Raw genomic sequence first — 23945 nt, 5'->3', positions numbered from 1 at the left:
ATTATACCATGGGCTCTTCTCCCGTTTCGCCCGGGAATTTGAGATAAAAAGTGCTGCCGTTTATACTGGTCTCCACATTGATTTTGGCATTATGCTGCTCCGCTATCCGGTAACAAACTGCCAGTCCCAGGCCTGTCCCATTATCTTTGGTGGTTAAGAAGGGGGTTCCCAACTTATCCAGCAATGAAGGGTCTATTCCCTGACCTTGATCTTGAACCGCCAATACCACTGCTTCATCTTCCATATATGTTTTTATAGTCACATAGCCAGGTAAAGACATGGATTCCAGCCCATTATTGACCAGATTCAGTATCAATTGGTGAACTTCTTTATTATCCAGAAGCAAGTACGGTATCTCGCCTAGTTCCAGTTTTATGTATTGATCTCTACTCAAAGCCTTGGCTTGAATCAACGGCAATAATTTATTAATTATGGCATTGAGATCTCCTGGCTTCATATCCACCATCTTGTTTTTAGCCAGAGAAAGAAAATCAGTGATTATAGCATTGGCTCTATCCAGTTCTTCTATCATCAGATTAAAATATTCCAGCTCTTGTATGTTATCCTTATTCTCCCGCATAATTTGCAGATACCCACGAACAGTGGTCATGGGGTTCCTGATTTCGTGTCCAATACTGGCGGCCATTTCTCCTACTAAATTGAGTCGATCCAAACGAGTCATTTCCACTTCCATTCGTCTAAGTTCAGTTATATCCGTAAGTACGCTGAGCAAGCATGGTTTGCCGTCAATATCAAGGCCTTCAGCAGAAAGTAATCCCAGCTTTTGCTCTCCGTAAATATTGCCAAAAACAATTTCCATATCCCGAACCGATTGCCCGGCCACAATGCTTTGTTTTAGAAGGTCACGCTCCAGCGGATTTAGCCAAAATCCTATCTCTAATGACGTTCGACCTATCACCTCTTCATGATCATAACCGACAATGCACGCAAATGCTTTGTTAGCTTTAATAAACATTCCCTCCTCCAGGGTAGTGATGGCCATTATGATCGGACTGGTATTAAAGGCTTTGAATAAGCATTCCTCCGACAAACGTAATGCTTCTTCCATTTGCTTTCTTTCCGTAATATCTCTATTTGTAGTGATAAGATATTCTTCACCACCCAAGTCCACTATCTCGCCGGAAAGCAAAGAAATCCCAGTTTCCCCGTATTTTGACCTTAATTCTATTTCAAAGTCGCGAACTCTGCCGTTTTCCTGTATTTGTTTTATTACTGCGTCCCTTTCTTCAGGAACAACCCATATATTTAAATCAAATACACATCGCCCAATAACCTCATTGCGTTCATAACCGGTAATGGCAACAAAAGCATCATTTACTTCCACATAGCGCCCGTCTTTTATGGTGCTGATGGTCATTATGTCCGGACTGGAATAAAAAACTGTGGCGAATTTCTGTTGTGATTCAAACAAGGATGCTTCCACCTTCTTAAAGGCTGTGATGTCGATACTTGCGCCCACCATGGTTAACGGCTGACCTTCTGCATTTCTGGCTACTAACTGACCGTGATCCAAAATCCATTTCTCTTCACCCGATTCGGTAATTATTCGGTATTCGGCCGCGTAAACTGTTGTTCGTTCCTGTAGATGTTCATTAATGGCCTCCATTGCAGTGCTTATATCATCAGGATGAAGACGCTTTTCCCAATTTTGAATATCTACCTCACAGTCCTCAAACGAATAGCCCAACATTTCGGCCCAGCGCGGGCTGTAATATACTTTACCCGCTTCAATATTCCATTCCCAAAAGCCATCATTGCTCGTCTCCCAAAGCAGTCTAAATCTTTCCTCTTGCTTTCTTATTGCCTGCTTTGCCAACTCAATTTGGCGTTTCCGGTTTAGTCCTATAGATGCAAGAAATTGGCCCAATTGTATATAAAACTTCATAATAGTTTCTATCTGCTCTTCAGGAATTACCGGAACCCGGCAAAGTGCTTCCAGGTAAGCATTTTCGTCAAATCCATACTCTCGGGCCTGGCTACTAAAATATTCTTCATCGGGCGGTTGATGCAGAAGCTGTCCAATGAAGACTGTAGCCAAATGTTCCCCTTCCACAATAATAGGGGTAGCATAATCCATGAGGCCATTTAAACACTTGTACCCGACATAAGGTCCATCATGCAGATGGGCTGATATGTAGCTGTCGCTTTCTTTGCACCTGCAGCTACTTTGCGGACACGCCCGGTGAAACCGGCTGCAAATATCCTGCCAACCTATTCCGCTCAGTATATTATTATCAATATCGACGAGGGCATGGGGCAATCCGGTAGCTTCATATAAAGATTTTAGAAATTGCTGAAGAAGAGGAATGTCTACCAAATCCGAAAACTTATATTTCTTCTTGCTATTATCGATTTCTTCTTGCTCCGAGCTTTTGCAAACAAATAATTCAGCCCGGCCCGTAGAGAACCAGCGGTTGGGTGAAGATGATTCAGGGGCTGTAGAAAGGCATTCTTTATCTTTAAGAATAAGTTCCAATTCCATGTTCTTCTGCCGGAGTTTAGCCAGTTCATCTACCAGTTGCTTTTTTGTCATATTTTTATAATTCATCCGTGCAACCTCCTCAGCTTTTAACAATCCTTAATTACCATAGCTGATTACTTAAGCAAATAATGTCGAAGATGGTTAGTTGAAGTATTTTCTTAGAAAAATATATGAAAAGCAGGAAAAAACACCAGCGAAATATAAGCTAAACCAACAAGAGGGGTATTGCGGTTTCAACACACCGCTGCAACGAGGTGGGGATTAGAACCCGTCGCCTGTTTTGTGAATAGGCGGCCGCTCAGCGGGGGACAATATTTCACCTCGTTATAATTGCTCATCAAATGACCAGTGGAAGTGGGTATGCGTATTTATGGCGAGGGGTAATAAGTTCCTGATTCGAGGAGGGAATGTCCGAGGGAATAAGGGATAAATTATTAATCACACATGGGATAATCCCTTGACTTTTTTACATATATATGGGTCAAACTGTGTTCCTTCACACAGAAAAACCTCATTAATCGCTTCATTAAAACCTAAGGTATGGGTTTTATATATACGTCTGGTTGTCATGGCATCCAGTGCATCGGCAATAGCAATAACCCTTCCATAAATTGATATGGATTCCCCTTTAAGGCCGCGTGGATAGCCATCGCCGTTAAAAGACTCATGGTGACTATATACTCCTTCTATTACATCGTTTGACATTATCTCATAGTCATGAACCAAGATGTTTGCACCATAAAGCGGATGTCTTTCTATTTCGTTCCATTCTTCCGGGTTCAATTTTCCTGGCTTATCTAAAATACTATTGCCTAGTTTCACTTTTCCAATATCATGTAGTAGGGCAGACATATGCAATAGATCTAATTCAGAAGTGCTTAGAGCAATCTCTTTTCCAATATTATAGGCTAACATGGCGACTCTAAGGCTATGCAAGTAGGTATCATAGTGAATTCTTTTTAGCAGTTTTAGCGGTTGCCATGTTCTATCCATAGTCCCCTACCCCAATATGAAAATCTAGTACAGTTAGGGAGTTTATTGTGAGAATCACGAAACAGTGATTATCAGTAATAATAAATCATTAAAAGACTTCCTCCCAATGGAACTGAGTCAAAATGTTATGAAAGTAAAGGTACTTGCGTATAATTGCACATTGTAACGGAAATTGCTAATATGACTAAAAAGATTACTTTCAAATTAAGATTTAACCATAGAAAATATGGTTACCTGGTTATCACGCTACCCAACTCGCTTTCCAAGTGAACCACAATTTTCTGTGCTTTAAATTTGACTGCACTGTAGCTAACCAAACTGTGCTAATAATATTTAGCGCTCTTTATTGGATACGAATTATGTTTCTAACAAAATGTCATAAACTAAGTTAAATATTGTCATAATGATTTTATTCTACTATTTCAGATTGATTATCCATATATTATTAAGCCTGTTTTTGATTAATATAATCACATTGGATAGTATTAGTATACTTTTTTTGATTATAAGGTTAGTTGTGCTAAACGTCAAGGAGAATTATGCTGAATAAAGGTAAATTTTCAAAAAGATTAAAGGAACTTCGGAAAATGCAAGGTATATCAACACGAAGCTTGGCTAAAGCCATTGGTCTGAAAAGTCATGCTGCGATTACTCAATTTGAAAAAGGCACATCTATGCCTGCACTGGATACACTTGTAGCCCTTGCAGGTTTTTTTGAGGTTACGCTGGATTACCTTGTTGGAATGACTGATTTTCCTCAAGCTATTCCTGATAAAACCAAAAAATTATTAGAGCAGACAGAGAATCCCGAAGCATGTATTACTATTTTAAACCAGATCAGCAACGAGAAATTTCAGGAACTGCAAAAACGCACAGAATCCCCACAAATAATAGCGGAAATGATAATGGGATTGGACGAAAAATCAATGTTGGAATTATATATGTTCTTGCGATATTTACACATTCGTCAAGCACTAGTAGAGACAGACGCAATCTCCGCTGATAGGATATAGCAATAAACGAAAAACAATGAAACCAGATAAGAAGCATAGTAATGATATATTTAAGCATCGGAAGAAGCTGCGGAGCAGTTTCAACACACCGCTGCAACGAGGCGGGGTATTAGAACCCGCCGCCTGTTTTGTTATAGGCGACCGCTTAGCGGGGGACATATCTCACCTCGTTATATTTTGTTCTAATAATAGAAGGAAATCGGCCTTTTATGGATAAATTATTTATAAAGTATAAATAAGATAATTATATGCAAAAGATAAATCTGGAGGTAATAGCGTGAAAAATACTTTTTTATTACTATTTGTATCGCCGCTTTTGCGGCGAGATGGAGGTTTATATGAAGCTTCTTAGAAAAGCCCCTGCCCTTATACTGATTTTGCTGTTGTTATGGTTGCCTTCCGGCTGCGGTCAGCAAACGGGTAAAGTACCAGGTGATAAAGACCATAAGGAAAAGCCGGCTCCATCAACACCGGTTGCTAAAACGGCCGATGTTGCTGTTTATTATCTCAAGATGACTAATGATGATGCCTATCTGGTGCGAGAAGTACATCAAATTAAGAAAAGCTCAAACCTTCCCCAACTTGCCCTAAACGAATTAATCAAGGGCAAGCCGCTTACTCCCGGAGCTAATCGAGTTTTACCCCCGGATACAAAAGTTTTGGGAATCAAAATTGATAAGGGGCTGGCTACCGTTAACTTCTCCCCAGAGGTGCTTAAGGCCAATGTCGGTGCAAGTGGTGAAGCGCTGGGAATAGCCAGTATTGTTAACACCCTTACGGAGTTTCCCGATATTCAAAAGGTTTCCTTTATGGTGGATGGTCAGGTGGAAAAAGCCATAGATTGGTGGGGGCACATCGGTTTATCAGAACAGCCATTTAGCCGCAATCTGGCTGTGGTATATGAGCCGGTTATTTGGGTAAGCTCTCCAACTCCTGGAGAGACTATCAGCAGCCCGGTAGAGATCAGCGGTAGTGCCCGCGTATTTGAAGCCATGGTGAGTATTCGCATAAAGGATGCCCAGGGTAAAACCCTGGTGCAAGATTATACCGCTGCCAGTGAGGGTGCTCCCGGTCGTGGAATATTTCAAAAAGAAATCGCCTTTAAAGCTCCCGGTCCAGGTCAAGGTCAAATTGAAGTCTTTTGGTTGAGTATGAAAGATGGCAGTGAACAGGATAAGGTAATCATCCCGGTAAAGTGGAAATAATTATGACATATTTCAAAAACTCGCTTGTGTCATATTATGTCAATCATATATCCTAATAAGGTTTTTTTGTATTAAAATCACCCTTGCTTAATATAAGTATTTTTGATAGAATGTTGGGAGCAACTTAAGAAATCTGGTCAGGCCTTGAGCCGGGCCCCAAAGGGCAGCGGAAATTACCGTGGGACTATTATTAAAAGTAAGAGTCTACGGTAATTTTTTTACCTTAAATTATTTCTTTTTGGGAAGGTGATATATTTGGATAAGTTCACGTCTTCTATATCTGACTTCTTAATAAGCAAAACCCTTAAGGATACTTATGCCGAAACAAATATTGAAAATCCTGAACAGAGAAGGAAGATAGCTTATCTGGAAGCCTGGGTCAGCATTATCGGCAATATTGTTTTGGCAATTATAAAGTTCATCATGGGGATATTGGTAAACAGTATTTCTCTGATTGCGGACGCGGTTCATACCGCTTCTGATGTACTGACCTCGCTGGTAGTAATTATTGGATTTAAACTGGCCGCTTTACCTGCGGATGAGGAGCATCCTCATGGCCACGGCCGTATTGAATTTATTGCCACCCTGGTTATTTCTTTGCTGCTGGTAGCAGTGGGAATAAAATTTGGTTTTGATTCTTATAAAAGGCTCATGGCCAATACCCCGGTAGCAGGAAGCTACTTTGTAGTTGCCGTTATGCTGGTTGCCGGCTTGTTTAAAGAGTGGATGTCCCGTTTTTCCATCGACCTGGGGCAGAGAATTTCTTCCTCCACCCTTATAGCTGATGCCTGGCACCACCGAACTGATGCCATAGCTTCAGTGTTAGTAGCTATTGCCATCTTAGCCTCTAAATTTGGCTACTATTGGGTAGATGCTGTACTGGGCTTTGCTGTGTCGGCCTTGATTGTTTGGACGGGTATCGAAATTTTCCGCGAATCCTGCTCCAAGATTATCGGAGAGTATGATGAGGAGCAGGTAAAGCGGGTTAATCAGTTAGCCCTGAAGGTACCTGGAGTAATCGCGGTTCATGATACCAGTGTGCATGATTACGGGGCTAATAAAGTGGTTTCCCTGCACATTGAGGTGGATCAAGGATTGTCCGTGGTCAAGGCTCACGCCATTGCCGATGTAGTTGAAGTAAGCATAAACCAGTACCTCTACACTACCTCAACAACGGTTCATGTTGATTGGATAGATAATGAGGCGCAAAACTAAAGCAGGAGGAATTCCCTCTCTACTTCATGCCACATAGACCATACCTATTGTGCCCAGTCCTGTGTGCAATCCTATTACCGGGCCGATAGAAAGTATGCTTACGGGTAAAGCATAGCGGTCGATAAGGGTTTGCCTTAACTGCCAGGCTCTTTCCGGGGCATTGATATGGTGGACCATGATTTCCTTCAACCCATATTTTTTATGATCTTCTTCCATTAGACGCAGCATTCGCTTAACTGCATTGGAGGTGCCTCGGGCCTTCTCCAGCAAATGGGTCATACCTTTTGCCATATCTACCGTTAGAATGGGCCGGATGTTCAAAAGGGTACCGAGAAGAGCGGAGGCTGTACCTATTCGTCCCCCTTTGCGCAAATACTCCAGGGTTTCTGGGACAAAGTAGAAATGTACCCGGTCATGGATGTATTGGGCCGCTTTTACCACAGCATCTATATTGCCCCCGGCCTTGGCGACCCGGGCGGCCTCCACAACCTGAAGCCCCAGGGCCATACAATTGGTATGAGAATCAATAATCTCCATCCTGGCTCCAGGATATTGTTCCATAAGCTGCTTTTTAACATTCAGGGCTGTAGCCCAGGTTCCACTCATGGTTGAAGATATAAAAATGCCTACAATATGATCTCCATGAGATAGTGCCTTTTTAAAAGCTGCAAAGAATTGCCCCGGCGGAGGTTGGGAAGATGTCGGAATCTCCCCGGTTTTCTCTATTTTCTGATAAAAATAATCGTAGTCTACTTCTGTCTCAATAAAGGACTCATCGGAGAAATGCACAGTTAAAGGAATGATTTCAATATCCAGTTCTTCTTGCATTTCTTTACTTATGTATGAAGTGCTATCAGTAAAAATTTTAACGCTCACCCCAACTGCCTCCTGTTGTTTTCATATTATTCGTTAGCATTGATTCTACTACACCCTGAGCATAAGGGGAACTTTTAGAAACGGAAACATCTATTTCAAATAAACCGGTTTTCCGCTAATGGCGGATATGATGTTCTTAAGCTGTTCCAAAGCCTCCGGGCTGGGAGCAGTTACCCCGTTTAATTCGTAGTTTAAGCCCAGCAAATCCCATTTATGTTTTCCCAGGGAGTGGTAAGGCAAAAGGTCAATGCGTTCGACTTGTTCAAGCCGCCCAACAAAAGCCGCCATTTCTTCAAGATCTTCCCTCGCATCGGTCCAGGCAGGAATTATCACATAGCGAATCCAAATGGGTATATGATGCGAGTTGATTAGTTTGAGGTTGCTCAAGTTAAGACTATTGCTCATTCCGGTCAGGCAGCGGCTTTTTTCTTCGCTGATATGTTTTATATCCGCCAGCACCAGGTCGGTCAGCGGCAAAACTGTTAACAACGCTGCGGGCTTGACATAAAGGGAGGTATCGATAGCGGTAGAAATATTTTCTTCCCGGCAAAGAAGGAAAACTGCCTTTATAAAATCATCATGCAGCAGGGGCTCACCGCCGGAGAAGGTAAGTCCTCCCCCGGAAGCGATAAAATAAGGTTTGCTTCTTCTTATGACTTCCATTAATTCTTCAGGACTATATTCCTGAGCAGAAAGGCTTTTCAATTCCCAGGTGTCGGGATTGTGACAGTATTTGCAGCGCAGGTGACAGCCCTGCATAAAGACCACGGTTCTAATTCCGGGCCCGTCCAGGGTGCTGAAGGTATCAATGGAGTGAATTCTGCCTATCATGGAGCCGTACCCACCTTCAACTACATTCGGCGATAGAAGGTACGCATAATTATCTCTTCCTGTTGCTCCCGGTTTAACCGGGTAAAATGCACTGCATAACCAGAAACCCTTATGGTCAGATCCGGGTATTTTTCCGGGTGCTCCATAGCTTCCTTCAATGTTTCTACATTAAGAACATTTACATTCATATGATGAGCATCCTGAACAAAATAACCTTCAAGCAGAGCCAGAAGATTATTCACTCTTTCCTCCTCACTTTTGCCGAGAGCTTCGGGGACGGTGGAGAAGGTGAAGGAAATGCCGTCCCGGGCATCTTCATAGGGTAATTTCGCTACCGAGTTGCAGGCGGCTATGGCTCCCTTTTCTTCCCTACCATGCAGGGGGTTGGCACCGGGAGCCAGGGGTTCGCCTTTTTTTCGTCCATCCGGAGTGGTTCCGGTATGTTTCCCATACATTACATTAGAGGTTATGGTTAATATGGACAAAGTATGCTGGGCATTTCTATAGGCGGGATGGCGCTTAAGCTGGTGTATAAAGGTATGGATTATTTCCACCGCCAGCAGGTCAACCCGGTCATCGTCATTACCAAACTTGGGGAATTCACCTTCTATGGCAAAATCACTGACCAATCCCCTTTCGTCTTTGATGGGCCTTACCCTGGCATATTTTATAGCACTTAGAGAATCAGCTGCTACTGATAAACCGGCTATGCCAAAAGCCATAAAGTGTTTAACAAAAGTATTGTGCAAGGCCATTTGCATATATTCAAAAGCATACTTGTCGTGCATATAATGAATAAGATTCATGGTATTAACATAAAGCTCGGCCAACCATTCCATCTGAATCTTGAATCGTCTCATAACTTCGTCAAATTCCAATTTATCTCCGTCATAAACCGACATTTCCACCCCTACCTGTTGGCCGCTTATCTCGTCCTTACCCCCATTTATGGCATAGAGCAAAAGTTTGGCCAGGTTGCAGCGGGCGCCAAAAAGCTGAGTCTCCTTCCCCAGGCGCATAGCCGATACACAGCAAGCGATACCGTAGTCATCACCATAGTAGTCACGCATCAGATCGTCATTCTCGTACTGGAGAGCAGAGGTAGAGATAGACAGCTTGGCACAGAACTCTAAAAACTTGCGAGGAAGATTGCGCGACCATAAAATAGTCATATTAGGTTCAGGCGCCGCTCCTAAATTTTTCAAGGTCTGTAGAAAGCGATAAGAAGTTTTGCAAACCAGATGCCTCCCGTCCGTACCAGAGCCGCCCAGTGATTCCGTGACCCAGTTCGGATCACCGGCAAATATCTCACTGTACTCGAGGGTGCGCAAGTGTCGAACCAGTCGTAGTTTTATCACCAATTGATCAATCAGTTCCTGGGCCTCGTTCTCCGTAATCCTCCCGGAACGCAAGTCCCGTTCCAGATAGATGTCCAGAAAGGTAGATACCCGCCCCAGGCTCATGGCTGCTCCGTTTTGTTCCTTAACTGCGGCCAGGTAGGCAAAGTAGAGATGCTGCACTGTTTCAGCCGCAGTGGAAGCCGGTCGGGAAATATCATAATCATACGATTTAGCCATTAGCTTAAGGTCTTGCAGGGATTTAATCTGTCCCGCCATATCTTCCCTGAGTTGTATAGACTCAGTAGTCATTCTGCGATTAAGCCAGTCGCGATCATTTTCTTTGGCTTTAATAAGAAAGTCTACTCCGTAAAGGCTTACCCGGCGATAGTCGCCAATTATCCGGCCCCGGCCATAAGAGTCTGGCAGACCGGTAATTATCCCCACCTTTCGCGCCAGGCGCATTTCCGGAGTATAGACCGCAAATACTCCATCATTATGGGTACGGCGATGTTTTTCAAAAAACTCCCGAAGCTTCTTATCCGGTTCATAACCATATGCCCGGCAAGCGTTAAGGGTCGTTCTCAAACCACCGTAAATGTTGATAGCTCGTTTTAAGGCTTTATCCGTTTGTAATCCGACAATCTTCTCCAGTTCTCGGTTAATATAGCCGGGGGGGTGACTGGTGATGCTTATGGGAGTATCCGCATCCACCAGCAAAACCCCTTGGGATTCCCTTTCCTTCTGTAATAAATCCTGGCATTTCCTCCAGAGCAAAGATGTTTTTTCTCCCGGGCCAGTCAAAAAACCACTATCGCCATCATAGGGGCTATAGTTTTTTTGGATAAAGTCCCTTACATCTATTTCATGCATCCATCTACCCGCTTTAAAACCGCTCCATGCAGCCTGCAATATACCCACCTCCAGGGATTGAATTAGCCTTATTATTTGATACTTTCCCGCTTTTTAACCTAAGTCGTCGGGAGACGGAAGACAGAAGGCGGAAATCAGAAGACGGAATGCTTGTCAGATGGGCGGTTAGTAAGGAAAGTGAGGAGTGAGCCCTATTTGCTTACTATCCGAAAAGTAACCTGGGCTATTTGCTGTATCCTGACATCTTTCTTTGGAAGCGAAAAAGCAGTTGATAGAAGTGAGTGCCAAAAAGAAGTGAAAAAGCCAGATTGCCGGCTGCGTGAATAAGATCGAAAGGAAAGCTGGCGATGCAGCTGCCCAGGTAGCTGGACCAGTTCAGAGGATGAACGAAGCTGCTCCAATAGGAGATGTTAGTAATCCAGCCGAAGAGGAAGGCAGAAAAAGTACATAGAAAAACAAAGGGCAGCAGGCGAAATGCGGATAAAGCCTGCCCCAGGCAGCCGGCCAATAGCCCGCATATACCCCAGGCCAACATCTGCCAGGGTGTCCATGGCCCCTGCCCTAAAAAAAAGTTCGATACCAGGGCGGTTATAGCTCCGACCAGGAAACCGGTCTGGCTGCCAAAGACATAGCCGCTAATCATAATTATAAAGCTTGCCGGCTGCAAACCGGCAATAGGAACAAAAGCTACGCGGGATAGGGCGGCCAGTGATGATATGGTGGCAATAAAAGATAATTGCACTATGCTGTTCCGCCGTCTCTCAAATTGCCAGAAAAACCCGGCCAGGGCAACGGTCAGGATGGTGGCTGCCAGCAAGCCCCAATTCCAGTTTCCCAAACTTCTTCCCGGCCAGATGCTAAGCAAGAGCAATAACCCCAGTAAACCCAGGGATATGAGGGATATTCTTAACTGCATAATCCTTATCTCCTACCCTTATTTTTCCCCGGTTCCAGCATTACCAGCTAGCCTTGGAATAGCCTCCTGGCGGTGATAGAGAATGCGCTGCAAAAGTTCTTGCGCCTGCTCCAGAGTGACGATTCCCTGAGCGATACCCCGAAATACTTTAGTGACTTGCGGAGAATAAAATGTAGAGGAGCTGAGCATATCATATTTACTGCCGGAGCACAGCAAAGAACCGTCTGTTATAAAAATCACCTTAGCAGCGTATTCAGCCACAAACTCCACATCATGGCTGACCATAAGAATAGCCGTACCCTCAGCCTGCATTTCAAGAAGGATACGCCCCAGTTCTTCTTTATGACGATAGTCCAGGCCGCGGGTCGGTTCATCCAGAAGTAAAACCCGGGGTTCGCTGGCCAATACTGCTGCCAAAGCCACCTTCTGCCGCTCACCGCTGCTGAGATCGCGCGGGTTGAGCTGCGCCAGCCTGCAGAGACCAAAGCGCTGCAAGACCTGGTCGCTACGGCTATCAATATCGTCCTTCCCCGCCAAATACTGCAAGCTGAATTTTACTTCCTCCCGTACGGTAGGTAAAAAAAGATAATCATCCGGATTTTGCGAGAGGTAGGCTATGCTATTGGCCAGTTCCGCTACCGGAACCCCTTTGCTGTCGCGGCCGCAAATCTTAATCTTACCCCGGCCCGGGCGCAATAGGCCGTTAAGGTTTTTAAGGATAGTACTCTTTCCGGCTCCATTCGGCCCCATAAGCACAGCGAACTCGCCCGCTTTCAAGTTAAAGGAGATATCTTTCAGTACTTCCTTTCCTTCCGGGTAGCGGAACCAGACCTTCTCCACTTCCACTACCGGCTGTTCAAAACTCCTCTCTGCATCGAGCTTATTCCCCAAGCCAGGGGATGCCGCGGAGAATGAAGGGGAGAAGTCACCCTGGGGAGCCAGGCTTCTTAAGACACCCCGGCCCTCCTTTATGCTGGCCGGTATTTTCGAGAAAGCACAGCCAGCAAATAAGCGCGCTACCGGAGGAAGGCAGGAAGTCTCATTTTTAACGGCCCAGTGGGATAGTTTATCAAAGCTCTGCTCATCACAAGCTATGGCTCCATTTTTCATCACCAGTACTCTATCCGCTAAATGAAAGCACCTTTCCAGCCGTTGTTCAGCCAAAATTACGGTCAAGCCGCTATCTTCGTTAAGACGGCGTATGCTGTTCAAAATCTGTTCCGCCGCCACCGGATCGAGTTGGGAAGTGGGTTCATCCAGCAGCAGGATTTCCGGTTCCCAGGCTAAAATCGATGCCAAAACAACCTTCTGTTTCTGTCCCCCCGATAAAGTGGCTGTAGCCTGCGGCAGACAATCCGTCAAGTCCAGAGCGGCTGCCACTTCCATTATCCGCCGCTTAATCAGGGCCGGGGGAAAACCCAGGTTTTCCAGGGCAAAGGCAATTTCCGCCTCAACCGTATTCATAAGCAATTGCCGTTCGGCTTCTTGAAATACGATGCCTGTTTTCAGCAGGCGCTGGCGATGGGGAATCCTGGTTAAGGGAATTCTATCCAGGTAAATGGCACCTGCCAGGTGACCTCCATGAAAATCCGGAACCAGACCAGCTATAGCCCGGAGCAAAGTGGTCTTTCCACAGCCGGAAACTCCCGAAAGTAAAACAAATTCACCTTCATTTAGAGTAAGGTTAATTTTCTTCAGAGCGGGTTCTTTTTCATCTGGATAGGAGTAACTCAAATCTTGGATAAGAAGCTGTTGGAACGTTTACACCCCCAATTCAAGACGGATGGGATGGCCAAGCTTAAAGTCATCAGGGTTAAGATGCTGCTGCCCGAGAATTCCCAGCTTAGACGAGGATAATAATTAAAGGCAGTCCACCCTTGCCCATAGGCCAGTATTCCACAGAAGAAAGCAATTATCAGCGCCAGCAAAATCAGGAAGTCGCGGGGATGCCATAAATCAGCCTGTCTTTGGCTGCGTTCTCCGCTGCCGTATCCCCGGGCATACATTGATTCCGCCAATTCCAGCGCCTGCTCCAGAGAAGATGAAAACAGAACCGATATGACTGGTTTTAACCGGCCGGTTCTTTGCCACAAGTTACCGTGATAAGGGTCAACTCCACGACATTGAGAGATTTCCATGATTCGCCTATAATCCCTCAAAAACTGGGGAAAAAGGCGGGTGGCTAAGATAATGGCCAGAACTGTTTTCCCCTTCCCCAATCCCGCGACTGCTCGCAGTATGCGGTCAGGATCTATCGCCTGCGAATAAAGGCAAAAGGCCGTTATAATAACCAGCAGGCGCAGACCCATTCCAGCAGCAAAAGCAAGAGCTTCCAGGCTTAAATCGAGTGGAGCCATCCCGGGCAAAAGCTGTAGGGTAAATAATATCGTTTCCCCTTCCCGCGAAAAAACCATATTCAAAACCGCGATTAGAATAATCAAGCTTACACTAAGCTTTAGATAAATGCTCCATTCCTTGTAGTGACCAGAGGAAACTATAACTAAAGCTGCGGGCAGCAGTAAAGCTGCCAGGTAAATCGGGTGATAGAATATGAGGGATAGAATCGTTATTACTAATACATAACTCAGGGTGGTTAAAGGATGGAGGCTATGAATCAGATTATCCTTCACCCGGTATGAGAGCATAGTTTCATTCATTGGCTATCTTCCCCCTGAACTCCAACTATGATAATCCCACCATACCACATCCCCCGGAGCCGGGCGGTAAGATGCGGCACCCACATTGGCCGAAGTACCGTTGATATAATAAAACCAGTCTTCCGGTTCCTGGCCTAGGCCGGCACGCTTCGATTTCAGACCATTGATGCCTTCGACAAACTCACCGCCGTAACTGCTGCTGACCTCCAAATGGGCTTTTAAAATATCCATTACTGTCGCATCCTGGGCTAATTCCACTTCCTGGTCAAAAATCACCTCTTCACCATTGTCCTGGGTAACCAGCAATCGCAGCTGGGCTTTATTATCAGCAGGCCCCGGCTCCGGCAGAACTGGGGTTTTGTTGCCGCCCATAGCTTCGGGAGTCTCCTGCAGCGTAGAGGAAGAAACCTCCAACGGGGCCGGAGCAATGTTTCCCTGTCCCTTGCCCTTGACACTTGTGGAAGCGGCAGAGCCAGTATCATCCGCTTTTAGCTTTTCCTGCCCCGGCTCTACGCTGGCTTTATAGCTGGAAGAGCCGGAACTCTCCCCCTGCTTATTAATGCCGTCGCTGCTATGGCAGCCAGCTATGAGGAACAGCAACAAAAACAATAGTAAATATATCGAAAAGTTCCTTTTCATCATAAACCTCCATCACTATATCATGGGGCGGTTCTATTGATATATTCATTTTAATGGAGCAGCTTCGATGCTGTGCAAATAACGGAATAAAATCACGGCTGCTTCTGCGCGGCTGCAGGGCTGCCCGGCCCGAAAGCTGCCATCCTCGTAACCCAGCATTAATTTCTCCGCTACTACGAACTTAACAGCCGGAATAGCCCAGGGAGCTATACTGTCTTGATCTCCCAAAATTGAAGCCGGCAGATTATTATTTTGCTTATCCTTCATTAGACGATACAAAATACAGGCCATTTCCTGGCGGCTAATTGAATCCCCGGCCCGAAAACTACCATCGGGATATCCGGAAATTATCCCTTCTTGCAGGCAATACTGCAAAGACGGGTAAAACCAATCAGATTGGCTCACATCTTGGGGCATAATTCCCTGATAATCAACGGTATTCTTTCCCAACGCCCGGGCAATTAAAGTTATAAACTCGGCCCGAGTTACCGGAGCCAGGGGGTCAAAATGCTCTCCCCGCCCCTGTATTATCCCCCTGCCCGCCAGTATTTCAATAGCATCCCGAGCCCAGGCCAGGCTATCATCCACATCACTGAAAAATCCCCTGGCTGCAGGAGTTGGTACTTGCTTGTCCAATTCGGGCTTAATCTCTGGCAGCACCTTCTGCTTATCTGGAAGCTTTTCTTTCACCTCTGGATTATAGATTTGGCCGCTGCCCAGACGGTCCCATTCCGGGCTGCTGGCGGAAGCATCCTGGCTGTACCAAAATATAATCCGGTCTCCATCGGACACAGTCTGTTCACTGGCCAATACGCCAGGAACTCTGGCGTTAACTGAATACATCCAACCACTCATACCCTGGTTTTGCTCTCCGGCTATTTCAACAATAAGCCCTTCCCATCGATCAGAAAAGCTCCATCTCAAACCGGTTTTATTTAAAGCCCCCATAGCCGTTAATCCAAATCTATCCCCGGTAGATATACTAATGGAGCTGGGGCCAAATAATAGGGTCCCGTTTTTGCCTACTACGGCAATATTTACTACCAGATCGCTACTCTTGGATTCTCCTTCTCCTCCCCCGCTTCGGGGCCTGACCGTAAGACTTGCGGAAGCTTCATAATCATTTGAGGTAGCTGTAACCGTTGTCTGTCCCTCATATAATCCCCGGGCCAGACCCCCATCGATACTGGCTATATTATTGTCAGCAACCAACCAATTTACGCTTCTACTAATATCGTTCTGCTCACCATTGAAAAGCTTTAATAAAGCACTGAATGCTATTGTGCCATTTTTCTCAACGCTGGCTGTTGCCGGGGTGATAGAGAGCCCCAGAGGAGTATCGGCCGGTATCTGCACCCCCAGGGATAGGCAGGCATTCAAGACCCAGGTTGCGTCAGTTTTGTTCTTGGAGGTTCCCAGGCTGCCATCAGTATTTAAAGCTTCATTATGCAGGTAATCAAGTATGGTTTTTCCTTCCTGACTGCTCCAGCTTGCCGGATCGATATCCAGCGTCTTTAAGGTCAGCAACACTTCCACACTATCTATCAACGGATCATCAAAACCACCGCTATCCTGGAAACTGCCATCATCCTTTTGCAAAGCTGACAACCAGTTAAGAGCTTTATTTATAGCGGCATTAATCTCAGCAGTCTTTTCACCTGTTGATGCTTCCAAGCATTTAAGGCTTCTTATGGCCTGAGTAGTTGCCATTACATCGTTCCACGACGAGGTCCAGGCTCCGGTATTAGGGTCGCTGTTATTAATAATGTAGTCAATGGCTGAACTGCTGTTCATCCGGGTCAAATCACCGGAAAGAGCTAAATATTCAAAGGCCGATATATCACCAAAAGGGTTGTTATCGATGGACCCATTTAAAGTTGTATTCTGCCTGTTCTGTAAAACTCGGAGCAAGGCATCGGCTTTTTCATCTTCTCCCCAACTCCGGGCCAGGAGGTTTAATTGGGCTATCTGCTTGGATGAATAGGAATAGGCAGGATTACCAAAATAATCGGCGGTCTTTTTATCGGGATCTGTCAGGATTTCCTCCATTGTTGCCAATAAAGTTGTTTGAATATTGCTACCATCATATACCCAACCGGAAACCTGAGCTCCAGCCTTTCCCAGTACCCAGGCATCAAAGCCATCCAGGGCCTGACCCTGCCGGTAGCTGGAATAATTGTACTGTACGGCCTTCTTGGCCAAAGTATCTAAATCTACTGTCGCTTCGGCAGAAGCCGGGAAGAACAGGGTCGAGCAGCAAAGGCATATTATACTTAGCAGAATTAAAAGGGGCGAGTTAAATCTTCTTATCACCGTTTTCCCTCCTCATATATTTTCCCACAAGCAAACTGTCATTAGAACCCCCTATGGCCGGGGGCCAGCTACAACCACCGATGAAAAGTGCCCTTATGCAACAAAAAGGGTTTTTTGCAGTGGAGTCAACATTCTCTTAAAAAATAAAAAATCTTCCTTAAAAAAGGAAGATGGGTAGGCGAATATAAGCAAAAACGAGCTGAATTCGCGCCTATAAAAACCCCTCCCTTCCCTCCGAAGGATATAATGGTTTTCTATCCCAGGCAGGTCTCCTGGCTCGTGTTCATTTGCAACTGCTGGCCTTCCCGGTTTATACCAGTGGCTATACAAGCAACGCATCACACTCACAGTAGCGGGGGCTGCAGCGGATTCTCACCGCTTTCCCTTTTCATCCGAGCAAGCTCGAACACCTGGCATAACGCTCAATTTATATCTTGTATTATCATTATTATATCTTAATTGAAGCTTGTTCTTAATTCAAGCTTTCAGAAACCATTCACTCTCCCTAGTCCTGGTTGGAAGTGAATATCCCATCAAATTCATCAGCAATCTCGATAAAGGCCTGCAACACTTTGGGATCAAAGTATTCCGGGCGCGTTCGCTCATCACCCTTGGTTATAATCTGCATAGTACGGAAATGACTGAAGGCTGGTTTATAAGGTCTTTTGCTGCGCAAGGCATCATACTGGTCACATATGGCTACAATACGGCCTTCTAAAGGTATCTCTTCTCCTTTTAAACCATTGGGATAACCTGAACCGTCCCATCTTTCATGATGGGTAAGGGCAATAGATTCGGTCATTCTAATTTTTTCATACTTTGACCGGGCCAGGATGCTGGCACCAGTTGTAGTGTGAGTTTTCATTATTTCAAACTCCTCCGCATCCAGAGCACCTGGTTTTAACAAAATATTATCCCAAATCCCTATTTTACCTATATCATGCAGCGGAGCGGCAAAGGCAATGGACTCAACAAAATCCGCTGGTAGCTTCAGGGTTTCCGCCAACCTCCTGGCATACAAACCCAATCTCTTATTATGCAGTCCAGTATCAGAATCCCTTAGTTCGGCAGCGGCAGTAAGGCGGTAAACGACTTCGGTTGTCAGTTCCTGCACTATGGTCAGGGCTTCGGATAACTCCCGGGTTCTTTTCTCTACGGTTTCCTCCAGAGCTCTCTTGTAGTCTGCTTCCATTTTGTAAAAATGGACTAAACTAACGGCCTTGTCAAGAGCGGTTAAGAACTGATTGATATCCAGGGGTTTAAGAACAAAATAGTCCACGCCAAGGTTAATAAGTTCGAGAAGATACCGGGCTTCGTCATGGGCTGATATAACTATTATTATCTCTTTTTTATTGCCTGCCTTGATCTGGGCGGCCATTTTAACCCCATTCATTATCGGCATGTTAATATCGGTAATAATCAAGTCGTAACAGTTCCCGTTGTACTTTTCCAAACCCTCCTGTCCATTACTGGCCGTATCAATACTGCTAAAAAATGTAGCCAGGAGGCGGGCGGTGTTTTCCCGCAGCTCTTTGTCATCTTCAACATATAAAACCCTGATTCCTTGAGCTCTCTCCTTCAACTCCTTAACATCGATGGTCATTTCTAAACCTCCCGTTAGCGAAGTGGAAACTTGAGGGTAAAGCAAGCTCCCTCTTGCGTATTACGGGCAATGAGTTCTCCCTCACAATGTTCTTCTACTATGGTTTTTGACATATAGAGTCCTAGCCCGGTTCCAATTCCGGGACCCTTTGTGGAAAAATAGGGATCAAATATTTTATTAAGTATTCGTTCGGGGATTCCACCGGCATTATCAATAATTTCTACTATTTGATAGTTGTTTTTTTCATAACCATTTATCTGTATCCGGGGATAGCTGGTTTCATTATCAACAAAGGCATCTGAGGCATTTTTAAGGATATTAAGAAATACCTGCATAAGCTCATTGGGATAAGTTAAAATAGGTTGGGAAAAAGAGGTGTTAATATTTAACTGGACATTTTTATACTCCAATGATTTACCGATTATGCCCAGGGTATTGTCAATTACGACATTAAGATATACCGTATCCTCAGGATTGTCCGGCTTAAAAAAGTGCCGAAAATCGTTTATGGTACTGGATAAATACTGGGCATGGTGGTTGATCTCTTCAAGCAAAGAGAGGAATTGTTTCTTTTCATACATATCGAGATCCAGGTAAATTTTGAGATTTCCTGCCAGGGTGCTTATTGAGGATAACGGTTGCCGCCATTGGTGGGCAATCATTCCTATCATTTCCCCCATAGCTGCTAGTTTGGAGTTTTGTACCAGCAACTGCTCTTGCTGTTTTCTTTCCGCCATTTCTTCTTCCAGTTTAGAATTAAGAGTAGCCAGTTCATCGACCATATTATTGAGGATTTCCTGCTCCCTTAATAATTCTTTTTCTTGATAGAGATGGCAATTCTCCGCCTTGTTCAAACCATTAAATACTGCAACCGCCATTTGCAAGCAGGAATTGTAGCCACAGGCCAGGCAGTTGCGGAAATCCTTGGCTTCTTCCTTATACATACGCTTATATACCTGCTGTAATTGCAGTTCACTGGGTATAATAATATCGCTATTAGCAGACAGATCTTGATAGAAGATGTAAGAAAAGTCTAAATCCTGTGTGATTTTACCAAGAAATTCCTTTAATTCTTTAGTTTTTTCCGCCTCGCTGCTGCTAATTTCCATTCGGCGGTTAACAGCTCTTTCAATTTGGGTAATGGATCGCCCCTGGTTGATGCAACCGGCTCCTATATTACAGCCTTTTTCACAGGCCAGAATATCAATAATCAGGGGAAGATCAGCTTGTCCCTCCTTTATGGCCGTTTCCAGATCTTTAAGGTATTTTTCAAAAACCAGAGAACCTTCAATTTTGGAGATGCTGCTGGGCAGCGTTTCCGGGTAATGGAAAAGGTAGGATTCCTTCAGTCCCCCGGGAGTAGAAAAATTGGTCGCAATTCCAGCGGAGATGTAATTATCAAAGTCACTTTCCTCAAGCAAGTCGATATTAATATCCTTTTCAGCTAATATTCGAGTTAGTGATTGAAATATTACATTGTATTCAACGCTTTGACTATCATGAAATTCCCCTTTCTTGGCCAGGCAGGGGGAAATAAAGGCCAACTTCGCTTGTGGGTGCAGGGTTTTAGCATAGACAGCAATATTGTGCACCGGGCTGCCTACTGGAGCCAGGTAGGGAATCAAAGCCGGGTGATTTAGCTCTATATATTTGACTATGGCCGGGCAAGGCTGGGCTATCAGGGGGAGCTTAGCCTTACCGGATTCGATAGCCTCATGATAAGAGTAAATGGAAATTTCTGCTCCCAGTGAAACATCATAAACTGCCTTAACTCCCAAAAGTTTAAGAGCGCTTATTAGCTTCTTTAGGTTAAAATTAGCCTGGGCTGAGGGAGCGACCAGAGCTATTACTTCGCTGCTATCTAAATCATTTAAAAAATCATCGGCGTCATCAATGGGAAAGCGGGCACTTTTCTCAACATTACCTCCGTGACTTTTGATACAAGCCTCTATACAGCGACCGCATCCTATACAGAGATGGTTATGGAATTTTACTACATCCCCACTTCCGTCACTGCAAATTTTAACCGGGCAAACCGCAATACACTGGTGGCAGTTGATACAGTTCTCTTCTTTAATGCCTATTACTTCTATGAAACTGTTCATAAACTCCTTGTATTATCTTAAGAAACCATTTTTATTCTATTTTTTTCTACATATAAGACAACGGCATAAATCTCTCCCCCTATTCTTAATTCTCTCCCTGCTGTTCCGTTCCAGAGAGTCTTAACCCATTTATCGGGTTAATAGCCAAATTGGGGAATGGTTCCTTTAAAATACAAGATTCCCCCCTTTCCATCAAAACCGACCTTTTTTAAACCTAATTCTACAAAAACCAACGATTACCTTTTATCACAGAAAAAAACCTGCTTTAGTCCCGTGGTGCAGGGACTTATTTCCTGTATTTAGCTTTTGGCTACACCACCGGAAACGATAAAAGTCATTACTTCCGAGCTGCTGGCATCAATAGGCGTTACCTGCTTCCGAGGAAAGAGCAATAGATTGCCAGCAAAATTATATGATTGGGGGAAGTATACTGCCACCATATCATCCACGCCCAAGTGTTGAAGTGATTCTGAAGTTACGAATCCTAAAGCTGAAGCATTACTATCCGGAATAATTGTAACTAAAACCGGCTGGTTGAAAGTCTTCTTTTCTCCTAGAAAGGCGTTTATGAGGTCTTTGATCGAAGAGTAGAGAATTTTTACCAAAGGAAGTCGGTTAAATAGCCTGTCCATAAGGGACATAAACCTTCTCGTAATCAAGTTGGATACTAGTACACCAGTTAAAGTTATAATCAAAATGGTTACCACAAAACCAACCCCCGGAATAATCCCGATACCAGGCAAGGGAATTTGCAGGAGTCTGTCAATTTTTGTAAACATAAAATAGATAATATAAATTGTGAGAAAAATAGGTACTATAAAAAGCAAACCATTTAAAAAATAGCGAGCAAGCCGGTTCATATTATATTTAGTCCTCCATAATTATTTACACTTTCCTTACTAACCCCCCATGCCCTGAGGACATTAGCGTCTGATGAAAGTTACTCCTCACTTTCCTTATTAATATATTAACATGTTATGGAATAAAAAGGAGTGTGAAAATATTCATTATTGGCTCCACTGTAAACATTTCTTGCCTACGGATTGCACTCGGCACTCAAAAAGTATTAACCTTTCCTCAATAAGGTCATTATACTGAGTGCCGGATCGCTACCCTTTGAGCTGCTAGATATGCTGCACTATAGCTTTCTCATCTTGGCTTAAAGCTTTGCGCTAACTCCCTTCTGTTTTAAGCATCGGAACTCTTGTTGGCAACATATGCTTTGAGACAGGCATTGCTGTTTTCCCATGAATTTGTAATATCCTCCCAATTAGTTCCACTTTTACTCATAAAACTTTGTCCCTTATTTGCCACCGCTTTACTGGTATAGCCATCAACCGGCATTTCCAGCGGTATAGGAAAATTATATCCCGGAGTACTTAGTTTTACTACAACAGAAAATTTCTGACCTGCTTTTAAAGCTACCGGTTTGGTAAAGGAACGAGTAAAATATCCGGGATAAGTAATTGTACCGCTCACATTCTTGGCAATTTTTCCGTTTCTCGGATTGTTGGCGGCAGGATCAGTATAAACCAGGACTTGATAGGTGGCGGAAACTCCCCCAACATACCAGCCTACAGCAAGTAATTCCTGTTGCTTTGAACTGGCCGTAAAAATATTGGCAAACCAGGCGGTTGAACCGCGGTACCCAACGGAAGCAATCCAACCCAGAGGGTCGTATTGATAAATAATATTATATTTTGTGGGAGACTCGGCGTTGTAATATACGGCATTATCGCTTCCGATTCCAGTATCATAATAGGAAATGTAAAAATAGCCATCATCTCCCCAGGAAGTTCCCCAACTATTTCTGACTATAAAGGCACCATTTTTGGGGGGTTCTGGATTGAAGTTTTTCCGGTCATAATTATCATCCCAACCAACCAGGCAAACAGCATGGTTGGAAAAACTGTAGCTGGGGAAATAATAGCTTGACTTATCAGGATTGTAGTATTGATCCTCATAATACATGCCGCTGAACACGGCGCCATATTTACTTATAGCCTCTTTGATGTTTTGATTGTCTGCAGCGTCCTTGCGATCAGGAATAAAGATTACATTTTGAATATGTTTTTGCGGGGAAAATTGGGTGCAAGGGCCGTCATCGAAAGGGTCATAGGGATCTTCTTTTTCCAATACCGGTCCATCCCAGCGGTTTAAGTAAGCCATAGACATAAATTGATTTCCCCCATCCCGGGGACCCCGGTCATAGCCAGCAGGACAATTCTCACTCAAGAGGTTCTTCATATTATTTTCCGAGAAATCGAATTCCTGATCGGGGAGTAAACATGATTCCAGGGACCCATAAGTAGCAAAAGCCCAACAGGTACCAGCAGGCCCCTGGTCTTTAACCGGGGTAAGTCTTCCTTCTTTACGTAAATCATAAGAGGAAGATAAACGTAGAAGCCTGGTTTCGGGAAAGATTTTCTGTCCTTTTAGATGGGAGAGGTTCAGGGGATGAGGAATAAAACCAGGCTGGTATTGCCCTGTCAGAACTTTTTTCGAACTTGTTGGGCTTATTTTATTTCGTTGTTGCTCGAATATAGGATTTCTTTTGGCCAGACGTGCTTTAAAAAGCTTGATTTTTCTCCTTTTTTTCAATTTTTTCATCCTTTCTTCTCAAAGGTTTTAATATCTGTCAGCGCTTCTAATTTCACCATATAAGCTAAAGCACAAAAATATACCGGAAAAAGCAAATTATTTGCTTAGCCATGGCATATAGCGGTATAATTTGTATAATGATGAAATGCCGGTAAAACCTGAGAAGAGGAGCAAAATATAGTATTACAGCAGTAAGAAAACCCCTGCCTTTGGGCAGGGGTTTCTTGGCCAGATTTCAAGTTGTTGCTCGGTCGTATGTTTTCTG

The 23945-nt window shown here is 44.3% G+C and carries 17 protein-coding genes and 1 riboswitch; of the genes, 3 read left to right on the top strand and 14 right to left on the bottom strand.

Going from position 1 to position 23945, the window contains the following annotated elements:
* Position 1 precedes the first annotated feature (1 nt).
* Together AWB54_RS06195 and AWB54_RS06190 are read right to left on the bottom strand one after the other, a co-directional pair.
* Positions 2-2569, bottom strand: a complete 2568-nt coding sequence (locus AWB54_RS06195) for a PocR ligand-binding domain-containing protein (protein ID WP_061213742.1) — start codon at positions 2567-2569, stop codon at positions 2-4.
* A 372-nt stretch (positions 2570-2941) separates the two neighbouring features.
* Entirely contained in the window at positions 2942-3496 is a 555-nt protein-coding gene (locus AWB54_RS06190; protein WP_061213741.1) for an HD-GYP domain-containing protein, read from the bottom strand.
* A 539-nt stretch (positions 3497-4035) separates the two neighbouring features.
* On the opposite strand from AWB54_RS06190, the gene AWB54_RS15270 reads away from it, so the two are divergent.
* From AWB54_RS15270 to AWB54_RS06175, 3 genes are all read left to right on the top strand, one after another.
* On the top strand, positions 4036-4509 hold the full coding sequence (locus AWB54_RS15270; RefSeq protein WP_082736051.1) for a helix-turn-helix domain-containing protein: 474 nt from the start codon (positions 4036-4038) through the stop codon (positions 4507-4509).
* 338 nt (positions 4510-4847) lie between these two features.
* Positions 4848-5714, top strand: coding sequence for a Gmad2 immunoglobulin-like domain-containing protein (locus AWB54_RS06180; protein ID WP_061213740.1), 867 nt, complete (start codon positions 4848-4850; stop codon positions 5712-5714).
* 255 nt (positions 5715-5969) lie between these two features.
* On the top strand, positions 5970-6929 hold the full coding sequence (locus AWB54_RS06175; protein ID WP_061213739.1) for a cation diffusion facilitator family transporter: 960 nt from the start codon (positions 5970-5972) through the stop codon (positions 6927-6929).
* 24 nt (positions 6930-6953) lie between these two features.
* On the opposite strand, the gene AWB54_RS06170 is transcribed toward AWB54_RS06175, so the two are convergent.
* The 12 genes from AWB54_RS06170 to AWB54_RS06115 all read right to left on the bottom strand — a co-directional run bounded on the left by AWB54_RS06170 (position 6954) and on the right by AWB54_RS06115 (position 23680).
* Entirely contained in the window at positions 6954-7805 is an 852-nt protein-coding gene (locus tag AWB54_RS06170) for a DegV family protein (RefSeq protein WP_061213738.1), read from the bottom strand.
* Between the two features lie 90 nt (positions 7806-7895).
* Positions 7896-8636 (bottom strand): pyruvate formate-lyase-activating protein, encoded by a 741-nt coding sequence (gene pflA / locus AWB54_RS06165; protein ID WP_061213737.1) that lies wholly within the window; start codon positions 8634-8636, stop codon positions 7896-7898.
* Between the two features lie 20 nt (positions 8637-8656).
* Positions 8657-10885: a formate C-acetyltransferase gene (pflB, locus tag AWB54_RS06160; RefSeq protein WP_153014674.1), complete on the bottom strand. Its 2229-nt coding sequence runs from the start codon at positions 10883-10885 to the stop codon at positions 8657-8659.
* Positions 10886-11069: 184 nt separating this feature from the next.
* On the bottom strand, positions 11070-11762 hold the full coding sequence (locus AWB54_RS06155; RefSeq protein ID WP_061213735.1) for an ECF transporter S component: 693 nt from the start codon (positions 11760-11762) through the stop codon (positions 11070-11072).
* 18 nt (positions 11763-11780) lie between these two features.
* The gene (locus tag AWB54_RS06150; RefSeq protein ID WP_061213734.1) at positions 11781-13496 is read right to left on the bottom strand and encodes an ABC transporter ATP-binding protein; all 1716 of its coding nucleotides are present in this window, start codon (positions 13494-13496) and stop codon (positions 11781-11783) included.
* A complete protein-coding gene (locus AWB54_RS06145; protein WP_061213733.1) occupies positions 13493-14419 on the bottom strand; it encodes an energy-coupling factor transporter transmembrane component T family protein in 927 nt (308 codons plus the stop codon). Before AWB54_RS06145 ends, AWB54_RS06150 begins: the two co-directional genes overlap by 4 nt.
* Positions 14420-14422: 3 nt before the next feature.
* Positions 14423-15058 (bottom strand): DUF4430 domain-containing protein, encoded by a 636-nt coding sequence (locus AWB54_RS06140; RefSeq protein WP_061213732.1) that lies wholly within the window; start codon positions 15056-15058, stop codon positions 14423-14425.
* Between the two features lie 45 nt (positions 15059-15103).
* Positions 15104-17371: an S-layer homology domain-containing protein gene (locus AWB54_RS06135; RefSeq protein ID WP_061213731.1), complete on the bottom strand. Its 2268-nt coding sequence runs from the start codon at positions 17369-17371 to the stop codon at positions 15104-15106.
* 245 nt (positions 17372-17616) lie between these two features.
* Positions 17617-17800: riboswitch (cobalamin riboswitch) on the bottom strand.
* Positions 17801-17876: 76 nt separating this feature from the next.
* Positions 17877-18974 carry an HD domain-containing phosphohydrolase gene (locus AWB54_RS06130; RefSeq protein ID WP_061213730.1) on the bottom strand — a complete coding sequence of 366 codons (1098 nt, stop codon included), beginning with the start codon at positions 18972-18974 and terminating at the stop codon, positions 17877-17879.
* A gap of 14 nt (positions 18975-18988) precedes the next feature.
* Complete coding sequence (locus tag AWB54_RS06125; protein ID WP_061213729.1) at positions 18989-21079, bottom strand: [Fe-Fe] hydrogenase large subunit C-terminal domain-containing protein; 2091 nt, start codon at positions 21077-21079, stop codon at positions 18989-18991.
* 299 nt (positions 21080-21378) lie between these two features.
* Entirely contained in the window at positions 21379-21939 is a 561-nt protein-coding gene (locus AWB54_RS06120; protein ID WP_061213728.1) for a DUF502 domain-containing protein, read from the bottom strand.
* A 328-nt stretch (positions 21940-22267) separates the two neighbouring features.
* Positions 22268-23680 (bottom strand): C1 family peptidase, encoded by a 1413-nt coding sequence (locus AWB54_RS06115; protein ID WP_160328915.1) that lies wholly within the window; start codon positions 23678-23680, stop codon positions 22268-22270.
* Positions 23681-23945 lie beyond the last annotated feature (265 nt).

It is taken from the genome of Syntrophomonas wolfei subsp. methylbutyratica (assembly GCF_001570625.1).
GTDB lineage: Bacteria > Bacillota > Syntrophomonadia > Syntrophomonadales > Syntrophomonadaceae > Syntrophomonas > Syntrophomonas methylbutyratica.
Note: the sequence above shows the minus strand (reverse complement) of the source record. Positions and strands in the feature narration are given on the sequence as shown.

Excerpts from the sequence above, each read along its gene's own strand:
- AWB54_RS06125 (WP_061213729.1), bottom strand. The coding sequence starts at position 21,079 with ATGAACAGTTTCATAGAAGTAATAGGCATTAAAGAAGAGAACTGTATC.
- AWB54_RS06140 (WP_061213732.1), bottom strand. The coding sequence starts at position 15,058 with ATGAAAAGGAACTTTTCGATATATTTACTATTGTTTTTGTTGCTGTTC.
- AWB54_RS06155 (WP_061213735.1), bottom strand. The coding sequence starts at position 11,762 with ATGCAGTTAAGAATATCCCTCATATCCCTGGGTTTACTGGGGTTATTG.
- pflA (WP_061213737.1), bottom strand. The coding sequence starts at position 8,636 with ATGATAGGCAGAATTCACTCCATTGATACCTTCAGCACCCTGGACGGG.
- AWB54_RS15270 (WP_082736051.1), top strand. The coding sequence starts at position 4,036 with ATGCTGAATAAAGGTAAATTTTCAAAAAGATTAAAGGAACTTCGGAAA.
- AWB54_RS06145 (WP_061213733.1), bottom strand. The coding sequence starts at position 14,419 with ATGAATGAAACTATGCTCTCATACCGGGTGAAGGATAATCTGATTCAT.
- AWB54_RS06195 (WP_061213742.1), bottom strand. The coding sequence starts at position 2,569 with ATGAATTATAAAAATATGACAAAAAAGCAACTGGTAGATGAACTGGCT.
- AWB54_RS06190 (WP_061213741.1), bottom strand. The coding sequence starts at position 3,496 with ATGGATAGAACATGGCAACCGCTAAAACTGCTAAAAAGAATTCACTAT.
- AWB54_RS06120 (WP_061213728.1), bottom strand. The coding sequence starts at position 21,939 with ATGAACCGGCTTGCTCGCTATTTTTTAAATGGTTTGCTTTTTATAGTA.
- AWB54_RS06180 (WP_061213740.1), top strand. The coding sequence starts at position 4,848 with ATGAAGCTTCTTAGAAAAGCCCCTGCCCTTATACTGATTTTGCTGTTG.
- AWB54_RS06130 (WP_061213730.1), bottom strand. The coding sequence starts at position 18,974 with ATGACCATCGATGTTAAGGAGTTGAAGGAGAGAGCTCAAGGAATCAGG.